This window comes from Phaeobacter sp. B1627 (assembly GCF_006265095.1).
Taxonomy (GTDB): Bacteria; Pseudomonadota; Alphaproteobacteria; order Rhodobacterales; family Rhodobacteraceae; genus Epibacterium.
Window position 1 is genome coordinate 1 of sequence record NZ_VCNK01000018.1, and the last position, 19,030, is coordinate 19,030.

Here is a 19,030-nt window from a genome sequence, read left to right on the forward strand (position 1 = left end):
GTAAGAAAGTCTGTCACGCTACACACACGCTACAGTCAGCCACCCAACAGCTCGGCATTCATGAGACATATTCAAGGGTATGGGAAATCATGGTCCATGGATGGCGCTTCATGGAACGAATCACCTTGTCGCGTTCTGGCAGGGGTTTTTTGCAGATATGATGCCCATGTTTTGGAACAAAAGCAAAACAAAATGTGGCGAAGTTCGCGTCTGAGGCTGGCCGTCGGAATAAAATGGGAAAATATGGGCAAAAGATCAAAAGCTCACCTGTTCATACATTTGGGGCACTGATCAAAATATGACACAATATGCAGTAATTTTGAAATTGTTGTCTTGAGATTTTCCTCAATATCGGTCTCGTTCTGCCGATTCTTGCTTAATGTGGTGTGAAAGTGGGTTGCATGGACCATGCTTTCCCATGTATTCCTATGACATCGGATGAACACGAAGAGCATCGGGGCGCAAAACGACCCCAACCTTACAAAACGGCAGGTTTCATACAGGCCTTCGCTTTCATCAGGCAAGAGATCCGGCGCGCGGGCGAGCAGACATCCCCCCAGGTGGCGCGCGCAGTCGGACACCCCGCATGGCGGGTCAAGGTGGCGGGTTGATCGGTGGCAGCGGATCAGCTCGCCCCTTTTGGTTTTAAGGCCCCGGTGCGGGGTCAGGGCAATGGCGCAAGGGGCGCGGAAGGAACGGCGCAGTGGGCCGCAGGTTCAGAGGCGAAAGCCATCACAAGGTCGATAGCAAGGGGCGGGTGTCTATTCCGGCCTCTTTTCGCCGTGTGCTGGAAGCCTCTGATCCGAACTGGCAGCCCGGTGACAACCCGGAGCTGGTGATCGTCTACGGAGATCACCGCCGACAGTATCTTGAATGTTTCACGATGGAGGCCATCGAAGAAGTCGATGCCAAGATTGCCGCTTTGCCGCGGGGCTCGAAGGGGCGTAAAATTCTGGAACGCATGTTCAATGGCCAATCCTTGCCGACAACCGTGGATGAGACCGGACGTCTTGTGTTGCCTGCAAAGCTGCGGCAGAAGGTCGGCCTTCAGGGTGAGGCCTTTTTCATCGCATCTGGCGACACCTTTCAGATCTGGAAGCCTGAGACCTATGATGAGGTCGAGATGGCCGAAGCAGAGAAACTGATGGAAGAGCTGCCGGATGACTTCGATCCGATGGAATTCCTGGATGGCGCCGGAGGCGCGTAAGAGATGACGGACCGCACGCCCAGACACTCCGGTCCCCATGTTCCCGTGTTGCTGAAGCCGCTGCTTGCTGCGGTGGCGCCGGTGACGGGGCGGTGGCTTGACGGGACCTTCGGGGCGGGGGGCTACACCAAAGGCCTGCTGGCGGCGGGCGCGGATCAGGTGATCGGTGTCGACCGTGATCCTCTTGCGTTTGAAATGGCCAGGGCTTGGGCCGCGGAATACGGGGATCGGCTGGTTCTGCAGCAGGGTGTTTTCTCGCAGATGGATGAGTACGCCAGCGATCTGGATGGCGTGGTTCTGGATCTCGGCGTGTCCTCGATGCAGCTCGATCTGGCGGAGCGGGGATTTTCCTTCATGAAGGACGGCCCGCTTGATATGCGGATGAGCCAGGAGGGCCCGTCGGCTGCGGATCTGGTGGCCGAGCTCACGGATGTGCAGATCGCCGATATTCTGTACCACTTTGGCGAGGAGCGGGCCAGTCGCCGCATCGCCAAGGCAATCGTCGCCGCGCGGGCCGAGGCGCCGATCACCACGACCCTGCGTCTTGCCCAGATCGTAGAAAGCTGTCTGCCGCGGGCAAAGCCGGGGCAGTCCCATCCTGCGACCCGCAGCTTTCAGGCGCTGCGGATTGCGGTCAACGGCGAATATGAAGAGCTGATGGGCGGGCTTTTGGCCGCAGAGCGGGCGCTGAAGCCCGGTGGCCTGCTGGCGGTCGTGACCTTTCACTCGGTCGAGGACCGGATGGTCAAGCGGTTCTTCCAGCACCGCGCCAACAAGACCGGCAACGCCAATCGATATGCGCCTGAAATCGCCGAAACGCCGAGCCAGTTCGAATTGGTCACCCGCAAGGCGGTGGGGCCGGACGACGAAGAACTGGCGCAGAACCCTCGGTCGCGGTCAGCGCGGCTGCGCGTGGGCCGGCGCACGGAGGCCGCCCCGGTGGATATTTCCGCCAAAGACCTGAGCATGCCGCAGTTGAAAGAAACCCGTTGATGCGCACACTGGCCTATCTTCTGACAATCCTTGCGGTCTTTGGTCTGGCGTTCTGGGCCTATCGCGAGAATTACGCGACCCAGCAGGTGTTGAAGGAAACCCGGGCCCTGCGCAGCCAGATCGCCGCCTCTCAGGTCCGGCTGAGTGTGTTGCGTGCCGAATGGGCCTATCTCAACCGGCCGGACCGGCTGCGGGAGCTGGCAGAGATCAATTTTGACCGGCTTGGCCTGTTGCCCTTGCGCCCGGATCAGTTCGGTCGCGTGGATGAGGTCTCCTACCCATCCTCCGGTCTGGTGATCGAAGAGGGCGTCGAGGTTTCGGCCTATGGCCGGGAGGACGACCAATGATCCGTACACCGCTGCGCCCGCTGGCCCGCGTCCTGCCTGCACGGGCGCGGGGAGAAAATCCGGATCTGATCGAGCGTGAGAACCTTGCCCAACGCCACCGGGACATGGAAGCGCAGGCCCGCACCCGCGCCGAAGGGCGGCTTCTGGTGCTGGCGGCGTTTTTTGTCTGCGCCTATGTCGCGATCGGCGGCCGGATGGCGTTTATGGCGACATCGGAGCCGTCCGAGCCGGTCGCGGCCACCGGTGGCAGTGTCATCGCCAACCAGCGCGCAGATATTGTGGATCGGTCGGGGCGCATACTGGCAACCAATTTCGAGACCCATTCGCTCTATGCGCAGCCGCCGCAGATGGTCGATCCGGTCGCATCGGCTGACAAGCTGGCGGCGATCTTTCCTGATCTGGACCGCGACCGCCTGCTTCAGGATTTCACCGGAAAGCGCAAGTTCCTGTGGATAAAGAAGAAAATCAGCCCCGAGCAAATGCAGGCGGTGCATGACATCGGCGATCCCGGGCTCATGTTCGGCCCGCGCGAGATGCGGCTCTATCCGAATGGCCGACTGGCCTCGCATGTTCTTGGCGGCGCCTCCTTTGGCAAAGAGGGGGTGAACGCGGCCGAAGTGATCGGTGTGGCCGGGGTGGAGAAGCAGTTTGACGAAGTCCTGCGCGACCCTGCCAATGCGGGCAAGCCGTTGACGCTCAGCCTGGATCTGTCGGTTCAGGACGCCGCCGAAGAGGTGCTCTACGGTGGCATGAAGCTGATGAATGCCAAGGGTGCGACGTCGATCCTGATGGATGTGCACACCGGCGAGGTGGTTTCGGTCGTCTCCTTGCCGGATTTCGATCCAAATGAACGTCCACGCCCCCCGACCAGCGGGTTTGATCCCTCGCAAAGCCCGCTGTTCAACCGGTCTGTTCAGGGGGTCTATGAACTGGGCTCGACCTTCAAGATTTTTGCGGCCGCACAGGCGATGGAGCTGGGGCTGGTTTCGCCGGAGAGCGTCGTGGATATTCGCGGCCCCCTGCGCTGGGGCAAATTCTCCATTCGCGATTTCCACAACTACGGTAAAGAGTTGACGGTTTCCAAGATCATCGAGAAGTCCTCCAACATCGGCACCGCGCGGTTGGCGCAACAGATCGGCGCCGAGCGCCAGCGCAGTTTCCTCAAAGATCTCGGAATGCTGGAGCCGACCCCGTTCGAGATTGTCGAAGCCACCGGCGGACAGCCGCTGCTGCCCAAGAACTGGTCGGAGTTGTCGGCCATGACGATTTCCTACGGTCACGGGATCTCCACGACGCCGATGCACCTTGCGGCCGGCTATGCGGCGATTGCGAACGGCGGCAACTACGTGGCGCCGACGCTGCTGAAACAGAGCGGGCCGCAGTATGGTCCCCGTGTGATGCGGCGCGAGGTGGCAGAGGCCTCTCTTGCCATGCTGCGCCGCGTGGTGAGCGAAGGCACCGCATCCTTTGCCGAGGTCAAGGGCTATGAGGTGGGCGGCAAGACCGGAACCGCCGACAAACCCAAACCGATGGGCGGGTATTATGAGGACAAGGTGATCGCCACATTCGCGTCGGTGTTCCCGGTCAGCAACCCGAAATATGTCCTTGTCGTAACGCTCGATGAGCCGGAAGTGGTTGCCTATGGCGAAGAGCGCCGCACCGCCGGCTGGACCGCCGCACCGGTGGCCGCTGAAATGATCGCCCGGCTCGCGCCTTTGCTTGGCCTCAGACCACAGATTGAACCTGCACGTGTCTCTGGTGTAACTCTCACCTCAAACTAACCGGTGGGACCCTCATGACAGACAGACAACCGCTCAAGCTCAGCCAGTTGGGACTGACCGCCCGCGGGGGCGTCGATCCTGTTATATCGGGGTTGGCCGTGGACAGCCGCGAGGTGCGCAAGGGCTTTGTCTTTGCGGCGTTGCCGGGATCGCGGGTGCATGGTGCGGAATTCGTGGCACAGGTCCTCGGGCTGGGGGCCTGCGCCGTTTTGACCGACGCGCGGGGCGCGGAGATCGCGGGAGAGGCCATTGCGGCTGCCGGGGCAGCTCTGGTGATCGCGGAGGATCCGCGCCAGGCGCTGTCCGGTGCGGCGGCCCTGTGGTTCGGCGGACAGCCGCCGACGATGGCGGCGGTCACCGGCACCAATGGCAAGACCTCAGTGGCGACATTCCTGCGGATGATCTGGACGGAGCTGGGACACAGCGCCGTCAACCTCGGGACAACCGGAATTGAAGGCGCGTGGAGCCACCCCTTGGCCCATACCACGCCGGAGCCGATCACGCTGCACCGGGCTTTGGCTGCGGCGGCTGCGGCCGGCGTGACCCATGCCGCGATGGAGGCCTCCTCTCACGGGTTGGACCAGCGCCGGTTGGACGGCGTGCACCTGCAGGCTGCGGGGTTCACCAATTTCACCCAGGATCACCTGGATTATCACGAGACCTTCGAGGCCTATTTCGCCGCCAAGGCGGGCTTGTTTCGGCGGGTGCTCTCCGAGGATGGCGTGGCGGTCATCAACATGTCGGATCCGCGCGGTACGGAAATGCGGGCAATCGCTGCCGCGCGGGGGCAGGAGGTCATCACCGTCGGGCGCGGTCTCGGCGATCTGGCGCTGCAGGGGGTGCGGGTGGATGCCACCGGGCAGGATATCCGCTTTGCCTGGCACGACCGCCCCTTTGGCGTGCGGCTCAATCTCATTGGGGGGTTTCAGGCGGAAAACGTTCTGGTGGCTGCCGGTCTGGCGATTGCCAGTGGCGAGGTGCCCGAGCAGGTTTTTGAGACACTTCCCCATCTGACCACCGTGCGCGGCCGGATGCAGTTGGCCGCAACGCGCAACAATGGCGCGACCGTGTTTGTTGACTATGCCCATACGCCCGACGCTGTCGCCACCGCGATCAAGGCGCTGCGGCCCCATGTGTTGGGGAGGTTGGTGGCTATTGTCGGTGCCGGCGGGGATCGGGACGCGGGCAAGCGCCCGTTGATGGGCCAGGCGGCGCATGAGGCCGCCGACGCGGTGATCGTGACCGATGACAACCCGCGCAGCGAGGATCCGGACGCGATCCGGGCCGCCGTGATGGGGGGGGCGCCGGGGGCGATGAATGTGGGCGACCGCGCCGAGGCCATCCTGCGCGGTGTCGATATGCTGGCGCCGGGCGATGCGCTTTTGATTTGTGGCAAGGGCCATGAGACCGGTCAGATCGTCGGCACCGATGTGCTGCCCTTTGATGACGTGGAGCAGGCCAGCATGGCGGTCGCCGCGCTGGACGGGAGAATGGTATGAGCCTCTGGACCGCAAAAGACGCCGCAGCCGCAACCGGAGGACGGGCCGTCGGTGACTGGGCTGTCGACGGGATTTCCATCGACACGCGCAGTCTGGAGCCGGGCGATCTGTTTGTGGCGTTGACTGCGGCACGGGATGGCCATGATTTTGTGGCGCAGGCCCTGGAAAAGGGCGCAGGCGCTGCGCTGGTGTCGCGCGTGCCCGCAGGGCTGCCCGCGACGGCGCCGTTGCTGATCGTCGATGATGTACAGCGTGGCCTTGAGGCTCTGGGCCGTGCCGGGCGGGCGCGGACAGCGGCCCGGGTGGTCGCGGTCACCGGCTCGGTCGGAAAGACCTCGACCAAGGAAATGCTGTCCGCGATGCTGGCGCCGCAGGGGCGGACCCATGCGGCGGTGGCCAGCTACAACAACCATTGGGGCGTGCCGCTGACCTTGGCGCGGATGCCCGCAGACACTGAATTCGCGGTGATCGAGATCGGCATGAATCACCCGGGCGAGATTGCGCCGCTGGCGCGCCAGGCCCGTCCTCACGTGGCGATGGTGACGACTGTTGCGGCGGTTCATCTGGAAGCGTTTGACGATGTTGCGGGAATTGCCCGTGAAAAGGCCGCAATCCTCGACGGGCTGGAGCCGGGCGGCACAGCGGTGCTGAACGCAGATCTGGATGTCAGCGCGATTCTGGGCGACGCAGCCGCGACGACGGGCTGTGCGCTGCGCTGGTTCGGACGATCGGCCGAGACGTATAAATTGCGGTCGGTCGATCTGACGGAGACCGCCACCCGGGCGGGGTTTGAGTTTGAAGGGCAGAGCGTCACCGCCGAGATCCGCTCCCTTGGCGCGCATTTTGCGATGAACGCAATTGGGGCATTGGCCGCTGTCACCGCGCTCGGTGGGGATCTGGATCTGGCGTTGGCGGGATTGGCCGAGTGGGCGCCGGTTCAGGGGCGCGGCGCGCGGTTCACTGTCGATCTGCCAGGCGGGCCGGTGACGGTGCTGGACGATGCCTATAACGCCAACCCGACCTCGGTTGCGGCGGCGCTGGAGGTGCTGGCGGCGACGCCGAGCGACGGGCGCCGCATCGCGTTTCTGGGGGATATGGGGGAACTTGGTCCTGATACTGCGGATCTTCACCGGGCCCTGTCTGAGCTGCCTGCTCTGGAGAAGATCGACAGGGTTCATTGCATCGGCCCTCTAATGCAGAGCCTCCATGCCGCCTTGCCGGAAGACAAGCGCGGGCCGTCTGTGGAGACCAGTCAGCAGATTGCCGATGAAATCCACACTCACATCCGGGGCGGCGATGTCGTTCTCGCCAAGGGGTCGCTCTATATGCAGATGCGACGTGTGGTTGACGCGATCCGTGAAATCGGTCAAGGCAGGTCACCTTCATGACACTCATATTCAGTTCACTTAAAACAGGGGCCGCATCGGAATGCTCTACTGGTTGACCGCTCTGTCGGATGGGGGGGATTTCTTCAATCTCTTCCGCTACATCACCTTCCGCGCAGGCGGAGCGTTCCTGACGGCGCTGGTTTTCGGCTTTGTGTTTGGCAGGCCGTTGATCAACGTGTTGCGCAAACGGCAAGGTAAGGGTCAACCGATCCGCGACGACGGACCTGAGGGCCATCTGGCCAAAGCGGGGACGCCGACGATGGGGGGGCTTTTGATCGTTGGTGCTCTGGTATTCTCGACGCTGGTCTGGGCGCGCTGGGACAATCCGTTTGTCTGGCTGGTTCTGTTTGTCACCCTGTCCTTTGGTCTCATCGGGTTTGCCGATGACTATGCCAAAGTGTCCAAGCAGAACACCAAGGGCGTGCCGGGAAAGGTGCGTTTGGGACTGGGTTTCGCCATCGCGATCATCGCTGCGCTCTGGGCCAGTTGGAGCCATCCCGCGGGGCTGCAAAATCAGTTGGCCCTGCCGGTTTTCAAGGACACACTCGTGAATCTTGGCTTGTTGTATGTGCCGTTTTGCATCTGTGTCATTGTGGGCGCGGCCAATGCGGTCAACCTGACGGATGGGCTCGATGGTCTGGCGATCATGCCGGTGATGATTGCGGCAGGGGCGCTCGGGATTATCGCCTATGCGGTAGGACGGGTCGATTTCACCGAATACCTCGACGTGCATTATGTGCCGGGCACGGGAGAGATTCTGATCTTTTCCGCGGCCTTGTTCGGGGGCGGCTTGGGCTTTTTGTGGTACAATGCACCTCCGGCAGCGGTTTTCATGGGCGACACAGGGTCGCTTGCGCTCGGCGGCGCGTTGGGGGCAATTGCGGTCGCCACCAAACATGAGCTGGTGCTGGCGATTGTCGGCGGGTTGTTCGTGGTCGAGGCGCTCTCGGTCATCATTCAGGTGCTGTATTTCAAGCGGACCGGCAAGCGCGTGTTCCTGATGGCGCCGATCCATCATCACTATGAGAAAAAGGGCTGGGCAGAACCAACGATCGTGATCCGGTTCTGGATCATCTCCTTGATCCTGGCGATGATCGGCCTGGCCACTTTGAAAGTTCGCTGACCGCGAATGAAAGTCTGAAATACAGATGAAAACGTCCGGGACCCAGATGTCACCGGACGGTTTTGCCACCAAGGGGGGCGCGCTCCCGCCCCTTTGCGCCGCATCTGACGATACGGAGCAAAGCGTTGGGCCGGGCGCGCTGCGCGCGCCGGTGCAGGATGCGGGCGGTCCGCAGCACATCAGCGCGGTTTGGGACGGCGCAGGGATGCCGGGTGCACACCGGGCAAGCGATCCAGGCGGGAGGCGCTTGCAAATCGCGGACACTCAGGTGCAAGGTCCCCGGCATATCACAGACGACAGGCGAGGTAGAGCATGATCCCGGTAAGAGGTGTCACCGGTCACAAGGTGGCGGTGCTGGGGCTGGGACGCTCCGGGTTGGCAACGGCGCGGGCGCTGGCCGCAGGAGAGGCGGAGGCGATCTGCTGGGATGACAACCCGGCTGCAAGGGCGCGCGCCGAAGCCGAGGGTTTTGCCTGTCGCGACCTGATGAAAGCGGATGCGTTCGATGACATTTCTGCCCTGATTGTGTCGCCCGGCATTCCGCATCTCTATCCGAAACCAAATCCGGTGGTGAAGCGCGCCTTGGCGGCGGGCGTGCCGGTGGACAATGACATCGGCTTGTTCTTCCGCTCCGTCGCGACCTCGGAATGGGAGGAGTTCGATACCGCGCCCAAGGTGGTCGCGATCACCGGCTCCAATGGCAAATCCACCACGGTTGCGCTGTTGCATCATATCCTCGAACATGTTGGTCGCGACAGCCAGATGGCCGGGAATATCGGCCGCGGCGTGCTGGACATTGACCCGCCCCTTGACGGAGGCGTCGTGGTGCTGGAGCTGTCCTCCTACCAGACCGACCTGGCCCGGGCGCTGACCCCGGATGTCGCTGTCTTCACCAATCTGACCCCGGATCATCTGGACCGGCATGCGGGCATGGGCGGGTATTTCGCGGCCAAGCGCCGGTTGTTCGCCGAAGGTGGCCCGGACCGGGCGATCATTGGCGTCGACGAGGACGAGGGCCTGTTTCTCGCCGGTCAGCTGAGCGAGGGGCCGTCTGACGACCGGGTGATCCGGATTTCGTCCGGTCAGAAGCTCAGCGGTGATGCGGGCTGGACTGTATTCGCGCGCAAAGGCTTCCTGTCGGAATACCGCAAAGGCCGCCAGGCGGGGTCAATCGACCTGCGCGCGATCCCCGGCTTGCCCGGCGCGCATAACCACCAGAACGCCTGCGCGGCCTATGCTGCCGCCCGCACGCTCGGCCTCGCGCCGCGGGTGATCGAGGCGGCAATGAAAACCTATCCGGGCCTGCCGCATCGCAGCCAGCGCGTCGCTGAGGCGGCGGGTGTGGCCTATGTCAACGACAGCAAGGCGACCAATGTGGACAGCGCAGCCAAGGCGCTGAGTGCGTTCAAGAAAATCCGATGGATATGTGGCGGTCTGGAAAAAGAGGGTGGGCTGGAGGCGCTGAAGGGCGCGACGGGCGAAGTGATCCGTGCATATGTCATCGGGCGGGAGGCGGCGCAATTTGCCATGCAACTGAACGTGGAGGCCGAGGTCTGCACCACGATGGAGCAGGCCGTCGCCCGGGCGATGGAGGATGCAGGCGCGGGTGAAACGGTGTTGCTGGCACCGGCTGCGGCCAGTTTCGATCAATATGACAGCTTCGAGGGCCGGGGAGATGATTTCATTGCCCACGTGCAGGCCCGGCTGGCGCAATAGCGCGTGCCGTTTGGTCGGGCCATATCTGCTCAGATCGTCGCAGGGTCATCGTGAGATCATAGCGAGATCATCGCCGGATCATCACCGCAGCTTGAGATGGGGCGCCCGCTCATGGTGTCTGGCGGCAAGCCCCCGTCGTAGGTTTCCATCGCGGGCCCCGTCTTGGGGCTCAGCCACGGATTGCGGTGCCGGCGGCATGACCCGAGGCCCAGGCCCATTGAAAATTGTATCCCCCCAGCCAGCCTGTGACATCGACGGCCTCGCCAATGGCATAGAGGCCCGGTACCGATTGCGCTTCCATCGACCGCGATGACAAGGCATCGGTGTCGATCCCGCCCAAGGTGACCTCCGCAGTGCGGTAGCCCTCGGTGCCGGTGGGTTTCAGCGGCCAGTTGTGCAGTCGCTCGCAGAGCTGTTGCAACGCAGCGTCGGATTGGTCGGCAAGCCGGCCCTGCAGCGACCAGTCTTGCGCCAATGCGTCGACCAGCCGGGCCGGCAGGTGGCGCGCCAGTTCCGTGGTCAGATCCTTGCGGCCGCTGTCCTGACGCTGCGCGCGCAGGGCGGCAAACAGATCAAGCTCAGGCAGCAGATGAACGCGGATCTCCTCGCCCTCCTGCCAGTAACTGGAGAGCTGCAGAACCGAGGGGCCGGACAGGCCGCGATGGGTGAACAGCAAGGCTTCGTCGAAACTTGCCCGTGCATTCGAGAGCCGGGCAGGCACGGCAAGCCCGGCCAATGGTCTGAACCTGTCTTCGGCAAATGTGAAAGGGACAAGTCCGGGCCGGGTGTCCGTAACGGGCAGGCCAAATTGCCGTGCCAGATCATAGGCAAGGCCGGTGGCGCCCATCTTGGGGATCGATTTGCCACCCGTCGCAAGGACCAGATTTCGGGCGGATATGGTGACCGGCTTGCCCTCGCGCTCCAGCTTGACCACGAATCCCTCCGGCGAGCGGGTGACACCAGACACCGAGGTTTGCAACCAAAGGTCGGCGCCCGCCGCGCGCAGTTCGCTCACCAGCATCGCCACGATCTGTTTCGCCGAGGCATCACAAAACAGCTGGCCCAGGGTTTTCTCGTGCCAGTCGATGCCGTGCCGGTCCACCAGTGAAATGAAGTCCCATTGCGTGTAGCGCGCCAGCGCCGACTTGCAGAAATGGGGGTTTGCGGAAATGTAATTCTCGGCACTGGCATAGAGGTTGGTGAAATTGCAGCGGCCGCCCCCCGAAATGCGGATCTTCTCACCCGGGGTCCTGGCGTGATCGATCACGAGGCAATCGCCCCCTGCATGGGCCGCGCACATCATGCCAGCCGCGCCAGCGCCGAGAATCAAGGTTCGTATCTGCATGGGCTGCATCGAACACGAAAGCCCAAACGGCGCAACCCGCGCGTGCCGGGGGGGCGCTCTCGCATGAAACGCTGCGCTCTGCCTCATTGACAGGGATTTTACGCCCGGCACCGCAGGAAGAGACTGGCCTGTGCCGGCTAACCGGGTTAGGGTTTGGCTAATAAATCCCGAAAACGGGGTATACTCGAGGCAAAATTGGCACAACCCAAGGCAGTGAAACCATGACTGAGATGGTCTATGGCGCGCTTCCCGCGCAAGAGGGGGAGCCGATCCTCCCGAAATGGTGGCGGACGCTAGATAAGTGGACGATGACCTTTATCATCACGCTCTTCGTGGTGGGGTTGCTTTTGGGGCTTGCGGCGTCGGTGCCGCTCGCCGCGCGCAACGGGTTTGACAATTTCCATTACGTGCAGCGGCAGGCCGTGTTTGGGTCGACGGCTCTGGTGGCCATGGTGCTGACCTCGATGATGTCACCGACGCTGGTCCGTCGGCTTGCTGTGGTCGGTTTCGCCTGTGCCTTTGTGGCCCTGGCGCTGTTGCCGATCTTTGGCACCGACTTTGGCAAGGGCGCGGTGCGCTGGTACAGCCTCGGTTTTGCCTCCATGCAGCCGTCGGAGTTCCTGAAGCCGGGGTTCATCGTGCTGGCGGCCTGGATGATCGCGGCCAGCCAACAGATCTATGGCCCGCCGGGGACGTTGCTGTCCTTCGGGCTCTGCCTCTCGGTGGTCATGCTTTTGGTGATGCAGCCTGATTTCGGTCAGGCCTGTCTGATCCTGTTCGGGTGGGGCGTGATGTATTTTGTCGCCGGCGCGCCGATGCTGCTGCTGGTGGCCATGGCAGCGGTGGTGATCTTTGGCGGCACCATCGCCTATTCCAGTTCCGAACATTTCGCGCGCCGGATTGACGGGTTCCTCAATCCTGATCTCGATCCGACCACGCAGCTGGGCTATGCCACCAACGCCATCAGGGAAGGCGGTCTATTCGGTGTCGGCGTCGGCGAGGGGCAGGTGAAATGGTCGCTGCCGGATGCGCATACCGATTTCATCATTGCGGTTGCCGCCGAAGAATACGGTCTCGTGCTCGTGTCCATCATCATCCTGCTCTACGCCATGATCGTGGTGCGGTCGCTGTTCCGCCTGATGCGGGAGCGCGATACTTTCATTCGTCTCGCAGGCGCCGGTCTGGCCTGTACCTTCGGCGTTCAGGCGATGATCAACATGGGGGTTGCGGTGCGGCTGCTGCCGGCGAAAGGCATGACTTTGCCGTTCGTCAGCTACGGCGGGTCGTCCCTCATTGCAGGCGGCATCGCGATGGGTATGCTGCTGGCGTTCACCCGGTCACGGCCTCAGGGCGAAATCGCGGATGCGCTGCGGGGCCGTGGCCGCGGCTGAGCGGGTGAACAGGACACCGGCATAACGAGAAGAAGTGCGAAGGCAGGCAAGATATGACACAGAAACTGCTCCTGATGGCAGCGGGCGGCACCGGAGGCCATATGTTCCCGGCGCAGGCGCTGGCCGAGGAGATGCTGCGGCGCGGGTGGCGGGTGAAACTGTCCACCGACGCGCGCGGCGCCCGCTACACCGGCGGCTTTCCGCATATGACAGAGATCACGCAGGTCTCCTCGGGCACCTTCGCGCGGGGCGGTCTGCTTGCCAAAGCGCTGGTGGCGCCGAAAATAGCCGGCGGTGTTGCATCGATGGCGATGGCGATGCGGCGCGACAGACCGGATGTGGTGATCGGCTTTGGCGGCTACCCGTCAATTCCGGCGCTGGGGGCGGCGACGCTTTTGGGGCTGCCGCGCATGCTCCACGAACAAAATGGCGTGCTGGGGCGCGTGAACCAGCTTTTTGCCACGCGGGTGCATCATGTGGCCTGCGGTGTCTGGCCGACCGAGCTGCCGGAGGGGGCCAATGGCATACATGTGGGCAACCCGGTACGCGCAGCGGTGCGGGAGCGCGCGGCCGCAGCCTATATTCCCCCCGGTGACTATCCGATGTCGGTGCTTGTGATGGGCGGCAGCCAGGGTGCGCGGATCCTGTCGGATGTGGTGCCGGGCGCGATTGCCGCCTTGCCGCCGGAAATCCGCGGCCACCTGCGCGTCTCGCATCAGGCACGCGACGAAGACAGCGCGCGGGTCTCGGAATTCTATGCCGCACAGGGCATCACCGCCGATGTTCAGCCCTTTTTCCACGATGTGCCCGCCCGGATGAGCGAGGCGCAGCTGGTGATCTCGCGCGCAGGCGCCTCGTCGGTCGCGGATATATCGGTCATTGGCCGCCCGTCGATCCTGATCCCCCTGGCCGCTGCCATCCGGGATGAGCAAACCGCCAATGCACGTGGGCTGGTGGAGGCCGGCGCTGCGGTCCTGATCCCCGAAAGCGCCCTTGACACCGCATCGCTGTCAGAGCAAATCGCCTCGGTCCTGAGCCAGGCGCAGGGGGCCACGCAGATGGCGCATGCGGCGCTTGATGCGGGCGTGCCCAATGCCACCGATCGTCTCGTGGCGCTTGTCGAACATCTGGCAGAGGAAGAAACAGAATGACCCCAGCCACCAAATTGCCCGGCGATGTCGGTCCGATCCACTTTGTCGGCATTGGCGGCATTGGCATGTCCGGTATTGCCGAAGTCCTGTTGAACCTCGGCTATGTGGTGCAGGGGTCGGATCTGAAATCCTCAAAGATCACCCAGCGGCTCGAAGGGCTTGGGGCGAGGATCTTTGAAGGTCAGCGGGCGGACAATCTGGAAAACGCCGAGGTTGTGGTGATCTCCTCCGCTATCAAACCCGGAAATGCGGAACTGGACGAGGCCCGCCTGCGGGGGCTGCCGGTGGTGCGCCGTGCCGAGATGCTGGGGGAGCTGATGCGGCTCAAATCCAACATCGCGATCGCCGGGACGCATGGCAAGACCACGACCACCACGATGATGGCAGAGCTGATGGTCGCCGGTGGGTTTGACCCGACAGTGGTGAACGGCGGTATCATCCACGCCTATGGCTCCAACGCGCGCATGGGGCAGGGCGAATGGATGGTGGTGGAGGCCGACGAATCCGATGGCACTTTCAACCGTCTGCCCGCGACGATTGCCGTCGTCACCAATATCGACCCGGAACATATGGAGCATTGGGGCGATTTCGACCGGCTGCGGGACGGGTTCTACGAATTCGTATCGAACATACCGTTCTATGGGCTTGCGATCTGCTGCACCGATCACGCCGAGGTACAGGCCCTGGTGGGCCGGATTTCTGACCGGCGGGTGGTGACCTACGGGTTCAACGCGCAGGCCGATGTGCGCGCAACCAATCTGACCTACAAGGCGGGGATCGCCCATTTCGACATCCACCTGCAGGCCGAAGGGCAGGTGATCGAGGGCTGCAGCCTGCCCATGCCGGGCGATCACAATGTGTCCAACGCCCTGTCGGCGGTGGCGGCGGCGCGCCATCTCGGCATGAAAATGGACGAGATCCGGACTGCGTTGGCGGCCTTTGGCGGTGTCAACCGCCGCTTCACCAAGGTGGGCGAGGTCGCAGGTGTCACCATTATCGACGACTATGGCCATCACCCTGTCGAAATTGCCGCCGTGCTGAAGGCCGCGCGGCAGGCCACCGAAGGGCGCGTCATTGCAGTTCACCAGCCACATCGCTATTCACGGCTGTCCAATCTGTTCGAGGACTTCTGCGCCTGTTTCAACGAGGCCGATGTCGTCGCGATTTCCGAGGTCTTCGCCGCGGGAGAAGACCCGATCGCCGGCGCCGGGCGTGATGATCTGGTGGCGGGTCTGATCCGCCATGGCCATCGCCATGCCCGCGCAATCCTGAATGAGGATGATCTCGAACGGCTGGTGCGCGAACAGGCCCGCCCCGGAGACATGGTCGTCTGCCTTGGCGCGGGCACGATTTCCGCCTGGGCCAATGGCTTGCCTGACAGGTTGGGCGGATGAGGGCGACTGCGGTCGCGATCCTGCCGATCCTGGCGATCCTGGCGATCCTGCCAGTGCGACCGCAACAGGAACCCGGAGGGGCGGTGATGTCTGTGGCGTCGGTTCTGATCTGCTCCCTCTGCCGGGATCTCCGACTGACCGAGGCGAGGTCTGGCTTGCTTGCGCCGCTCTCGACTTTGCGCAGGGCGCTGTTCCCTGCGGACATCCGCCGCTGCCCGCGCCCCGATGGAAAGGTGCTGCAGTCATGACGCTCTCTCTCATTCTGGCCTGTCTCTGGGTGGTTGTGGCCAATGTGCTGGCGATGCTTCCCAGCCGGGACAATCACTGGACCCAGGCCTATGCGCTCATCGGCGTCGGAATTCCGTTGCTGGGCTATGTCACCTATCAAAATGGCCCCTGGTGGGGGCTGGCGCTCCTGGTTGCGGGGATGTCGATCCTGCGCTGGCCGCTTGTCCACCTGTTCCGCTGGTTGCGCGGCGTTGTCAGCAGCAGTTGACGCCCCTCGCCGCCGCTGGGCGGTGTCTCGGTCGCATCGACTTGGGGCCTGTGCTGCGGCGTCTGATAAAGCGGCGGGGTTCCCCCTTTTCTCTTCGTGCGGGTTCCATTAAACCCATCGCGCAACTCTGACGGAACACGCCACCATGACCGACCTTCCTGCCGTGCGCGGGCGTTTGACGCCGAACCGCCCTCTTTCGGATCTGACGTGGCTGCGTGTGGGCGGGCCTGCCGACCATCTGTTTCAGCCTGCGGACCTGAATGACCTGCAGGACTTCCTGCGGGATCTGCCGCCGGAGGTCGCGGTGTTTCCCATGGGCGTCGGGTCCAACCTGATCGTGCGGGACGGGGGGATGCGCGCGGTTGTTATCCGGCTCGGGCGCGGATTCAACGAGATCGCCGTTGACGGCGGCACAGTGGTCGCGGGCGCAGCCGCACTTGACGCCCATGTGGCCAAGCGCGCAGCCGAGGCGGGGACGGATCTGACCTTCCTGCGCACGATCCCCGGCAGCATCGGCGGCGCGGTGCGGATGAATGCAGGCTGCTATGGCAGCTATGTGGCGGATGTGTTGGTCTCTGCTCAGGTGGTGCTTCGGGACGGCACCCTGACCTCGCTGACGGCGGAGGACCTGCAATTTCAATACCGGCAGAGCCAATTGCCGGAGGGGGCGGTGCTGGTGTCGGCAACCTTCAAGGCTCCGACAGCCGATCCCGAAACCCTGCTGGAGCGCATGGACGCGCAGCTCAGGAAGCGGAACGACAGCCAGCCCACGAAAGAGCGTTCGGCAGGCTCGACGTTTCGCAATCCGTCGGGGTTTTCCTCCACGGGCAAGGCGGATGACGTGATGGATCTGAAGGCCTGGAAGGTGATCGACGATGCCGGCCTGCGGGGCGCGCGGCTTGGGGGCGCTCAGATGAGCGAGAAACATTCCAATTTCATGATCAATGCCGGTGGCGCAACAGCAGCAGACCTTGAGAACCTGGGCGAGAATGTGCGAAAAAAGGTTTACGCGGACTCTGGCATTTGGCTAGAATGGGAAATCATGCGCGTCGGTGATCCGGAATGATCATGACCCTGAAAAAGCTGGTAAATACAATAAACTAACCGTTTCAGGGGTGTTTCGTGAATTCCGAATAGCTGATATGTTCGGTGTGATCGAACGGTGACATCGTAACTTTGGTTAATGAAACCGTAAGGTTTTAGTCATTATCTGGGCGCGCGTGAATAAGATGCGGATGAGGATACGCCGAAAAGGGATGCAGATCTGATCGGCTGATTTCGGTTCGACTGACAGGTGATGCGAGGGCCGGACAACGGCTCCGCTCCATATAAAGGGCGCAAGCGCCCGCCAATAAGAGGGCGAAAACGCCCGGATATGATTGAGGCAGTGATCGTGGGTGGAGCGAGTAGAACACTCCCGAAGGTTGCGATGTTGATGGGTGGCCCCTCTGCTGAACGCGAGGTGTCGCTGTCCACGGGGCGTGAATGCGCCGTCGCACTGAGGGGCGAAGGCTACGAGGTGGTCGAGGTCGACGCGGGCCCGGATCTCGTGGAGCAATTGCAGGAAATTGAACCGGATGTGGTCTTCAACGCCCTGCACGGGCGCTGGGGCGAAGATGGCTGCGTGCAGGGTATCCTTGAGTGGCTGCGCCTGCCCTATACGCATTCGGGGGTGCTCGCCTCGGCGCTTGCAATGGACAAGGATCGCTCAAAGGCGGCTTATCGCGCCGCGGGCTTGCCGGTTGTGGACAGTGTGATTGCCGACAAGGCGGAGGTGATGGCGCGGCATGTGATCGCTCCACCCTATGTGGTGAAACCCAACAATGAGGGCTCCAGCGTCGGGATTTACATCGTCCGTGACGCCGCCAACACGCCTCCGCAGCTCTCGGATGCGATGCCCGCGCAGGTGATGGTCGAGACCTATGCACCGGGACGGGAGATGACCGTCACCGTCATGGGCGACCGCGCCCTCTGTGTGACCGATATCCTCACTGACGGGTGGTACGACTACGAAGCGAAATACGCCCAAGGGGGGTCACGTCATGTGCTCCCGGCGGATATTCCCGAGGACATCACCGCCCTCTGTCTGGACTATGCAGTCAGAGCGCATGCTGTGCTGGGCTGCCGGGGCGTGTCCCGGACGGATTTCCGCTGGGATGAGACACGCGGCGCGGAGGGGTTGGTGCTGCTGGAAACCAACACCCAGCCGGGCATGACGCCGACCTCGCTGACGCCGGAGCAGGCGGAATATTGCGGCATGACCTTTGGTCAGGTCTGCGCCTGGTTGGTGGAGGACGCCTCATGCGAGCGCTGACCTCCCGTCTGGGGGCCGGACGGGCGGAGACCAGGGCAGATCCGGCGCCGTCGCGACTGAAGTACCGGATCCAGCGTTGGATGCTGACGCCGGGGATACGCACCGGGCTCCGGTTTGGTCTGCCCGTCTGTGCCATGCTCGCAGCCGCAGGTGGCTATCTGGCGAGTGAGACGCGCAGGGATCATCTGACGGGGCTCTACACCGAAGCCCGGGCCGCCTTCGAGACGCGGCCGGAATTCATGGTCAACGTGATGGCCATCGACGGGGCCGGGCCCAGCGTTGCGGCAGACATCCGCGAGGTGACCGCGCTTGACCTGCCGCTCAGCTCCTTTGATCTCGACCTTGCGGGTATTCGCGACCGGATCGTCGATCTCGATCCGGTGAAAACCGCAGCTGTCCGGATCCGCCCCGGCGGGATTCTGCAGGTGGATGTGGTGGAGCGTGAGCCGGCCATCGTCTGGCGCAGCCGCGACGGGTTGGCGCTGCTGGATGAGACGGGCGCATTTGTTGCGGAACTGGGACAGCGCAGCCTGCATCCGGATTTGCCTTTGATCGCAGGGCGCGGGGCGGACAAGCGCGCCGCCGAGGCACTGCGCCTGTTTGCCACCGCGCGTCCGCTCGGGGATCGCCTGCGGGGCTTCATCCGCGTTGGTGAACGGCGTTGGGACGTGGTTCTGGACCGCGGCCAGCGCATTCAGCTGCCGGTGGACAGCCCGGTGGCCGCGCTGGAACGGGTGATCGCCGTGAGCGAGGTCAAGGACCTGCTGGAACGCGACGTGGCCGTTGTCGACCTGCGGTTGCCCAGCCGCCTGACTGTACGCATGAATGCCCCCGCCGTCGAAGACTGGTGGCGGATCCGCCAATTGAACGAGAGCGCCTATTGAT

General features: G+C 63.2%; 17 protein-coding genes. 16 read left to right on the top strand and 1 reads right to left on the bottom strand.

Annotated elements, in window-relative coordinates; genetic code table 11:
* Positions 1-703 precede the first annotated feature (703 nt).
* The 8 genes from mraZ to murD all read left to right on the top strand — a co-directional run bounded on the left by mraZ (position 704) and on the right by murD (position 10,054).
* The gene (gene mraZ, locus FGE21_RS10090) at positions 704-1,207 is read left to right on the top strand and encodes a division/cell wall cluster transcriptional repressor MraZ (RefSeq protein WP_139663168.1); all 504 of its coding nucleotides are present in this window, start codon (positions 704-706) and stop codon (positions 1,205-1,207) included.
* 3 nt (positions 1,208-1,210) lie between these two features.
* Positions 1,211-2,200, top strand: a complete 990-nt coding sequence (gene rsmH, locus FGE21_RS10095; RefSeq protein WP_139663169.1) for a 16S rRNA (cytosine(1402)-N(4))-methyltransferase RsmH — start codon at positions 1,211-1,213, stop codon at positions 2,198-2,200.
* Entirely contained in the window at positions 2,200-2,547 is a 348-nt protein-coding gene (locus FGE21_RS10100; protein WP_139663170.1) for a cell division protein FtsL, read from the top strand. Before rsmH ends, FGE21_RS10100 begins: the two co-directional genes overlap by 1 nt.
* Complete coding sequence (locus tag FGE21_RS10105) at positions 2,544-4,328, top strand: penicillin-binding protein 2 (RefSeq protein WP_139663171.1); 1,785 nt, start codon at positions 2,544-2,546, stop codon at positions 4,326-4,328. The genes FGE21_RS10100 and FGE21_RS10105 overlap by 4 nt, the downstream gene beginning before the upstream one ends.
* 14 nt (positions 4,329-4,342) lie before the next feature.
* Complete coding sequence (locus tag FGE21_RS10110; RefSeq protein WP_139663172.1) at positions 4,343-5,827, top strand: UDP-N-acetylmuramoyl-L-alanyl-D-glutamate--2,6-diaminopimelate ligase; 1,485 nt, start codon at positions 4,343-4,345, stop codon at positions 5,825-5,827.
* Positions 5,824-7,215, top strand: a complete 1,392-nt coding sequence (gene murF / locus FGE21_RS10115) for a UDP-N-acetylmuramoyl-tripeptide--D-alanyl-D-alanine ligase (RefSeq protein WP_139663173.1) — start codon at positions 5,824-5,826, stop codon at positions 7,213-7,215. Before FGE21_RS10110 ends, murF begins: the two co-directional genes overlap by 4 nt.
* Before the next feature lie 40 nt (positions 7,216-7,255).
* On the top strand, positions 7,256-8,338 hold the full coding sequence (gene mraY / locus FGE21_RS10120) for a phospho-N-acetylmuramoyl-pentapeptide-transferase (RefSeq protein ID WP_139663174.1): 1,083 nt from the start codon (positions 7,256-7,258) through the stop codon (positions 8,336-8,338).
* 312 nt (positions 8,339-8,650) lie between these two features.
* On the top strand, positions 8,651-10,054 hold the full coding sequence (gene murD / locus FGE21_RS10125; RefSeq protein ID WP_139663175.1) for a UDP-N-acetylmuramoyl-L-alanine--D-glutamate ligase: 1,404 nt from the start codon (positions 8,651-8,653) through the stop codon (positions 10,052-10,054).
* Between the two features lie 169 nt (positions 10,055-10,223).
* On the opposite strand, the gene FGE21_RS10130 is transcribed toward murD, so the two are convergent.
* A complete protein-coding gene (locus FGE21_RS10130) occupies positions 10,224-11,399 on the bottom strand; it encodes an NAD(P)/FAD-dependent oxidoreductase (protein ID WP_139663176.1) in 1,176 nt (391 codons plus the stop codon).
* A gap of 221 nt (positions 11,400-11,620) precedes the next feature.
* On the opposite strand from FGE21_RS10130, the gene ftsW reads away from it, so the two are divergent.
* The 8 genes from ftsW (at position 11,621) to FGE21_RS10170 (ending at position 19,029) form a co-directional block, all read left to right on the top strand.
* Positions 11,621-12,790 carry a putative lipid II flippase FtsW gene (ftsW, locus tag FGE21_RS10135; protein WP_139663177.1) on the top strand — a complete coding sequence of 390 codons (1,170 nt, stop codon included), beginning with the start codon at positions 11,621-11,623 and terminating at the stop codon, positions 12,788-12,790.
* A gap of 53 nt (positions 12,791-12,843) precedes the next feature.
* The gene (locus FGE21_RS10140) at positions 12,844-13,941 is read left to right on the top strand and encodes a UDP-N-acetylglucosamine--N-acetylmuramyl-(pentapeptide) pyrophosphoryl-undecaprenol N-acetylglucosamine transferase (RefSeq protein ID WP_139663178.1); all 1,098 of its coding nucleotides are present in this window, start codon (positions 12,844-12,846) and stop codon (positions 13,939-13,941) included.
* A complete protein-coding gene (gene murC, locus FGE21_RS10145; protein ID WP_139663179.1) occupies positions 13,938-15,335 on the top strand; it encodes a UDP-N-acetylmuramate--L-alanine ligase in 1,398 nt (465 codons plus the stop codon). Before FGE21_RS10140 ends, murC begins: the two co-directional genes overlap by 4 nt.
* Positions 15,332-15,583, top strand: coding sequence for a UDP-N-acetylmuramate--alanine ligase (locus FGE21_RS10150; RefSeq protein WP_139663180.1), 252 nt, complete (start codon positions 15,332-15,334; stop codon positions 15,581-15,583). The genes murC and FGE21_RS10150 overlap by 4 nt, the downstream gene beginning before the upstream one ends.
* On the top strand, positions 15,580-15,831 hold the full coding sequence (locus FGE21_RS10155) for a DUF2484 family protein (protein ID WP_139663181.1): 252 nt from the start codon (positions 15,580-15,582) through the stop codon (positions 15,829-15,831). The genes FGE21_RS10150 and FGE21_RS10155 overlap by 4 nt, the downstream gene beginning before the upstream one ends.
* A 145-nt stretch (positions 15,832-15,976) precedes the next feature.
* Positions 15,977-16,897, top strand: a complete 921-nt coding sequence (gene murB / locus FGE21_RS10160) for a UDP-N-acetylmuramate dehydrogenase (RefSeq protein ID WP_139663182.1) — start codon at positions 15,977-15,979, stop codon at positions 16,895-16,897.
* 363 nt (positions 16,898-17,260) lie between these two features.
* The gene (locus FGE21_RS10165; RefSeq protein ID WP_255731514.1) at positions 17,261-18,145 is read left to right on the top strand and encodes a D-alanine--D-alanine ligase; all 885 of its coding nucleotides are present in this window, start codon (positions 17,261-17,263) and stop codon (positions 18,143-18,145) included.
* Entirely contained in the window at positions 18,133-19,029 is an 897-nt protein-coding gene (locus FGE21_RS10170) for a cell division protein FtsQ/DivIB (RefSeq protein WP_139663183.1), read from the top strand. The genes FGE21_RS10165 and FGE21_RS10170 overlap by 13 nt, the downstream gene beginning before the upstream one ends.
* Position 19,030: the final 1 nt, after the last annotated feature.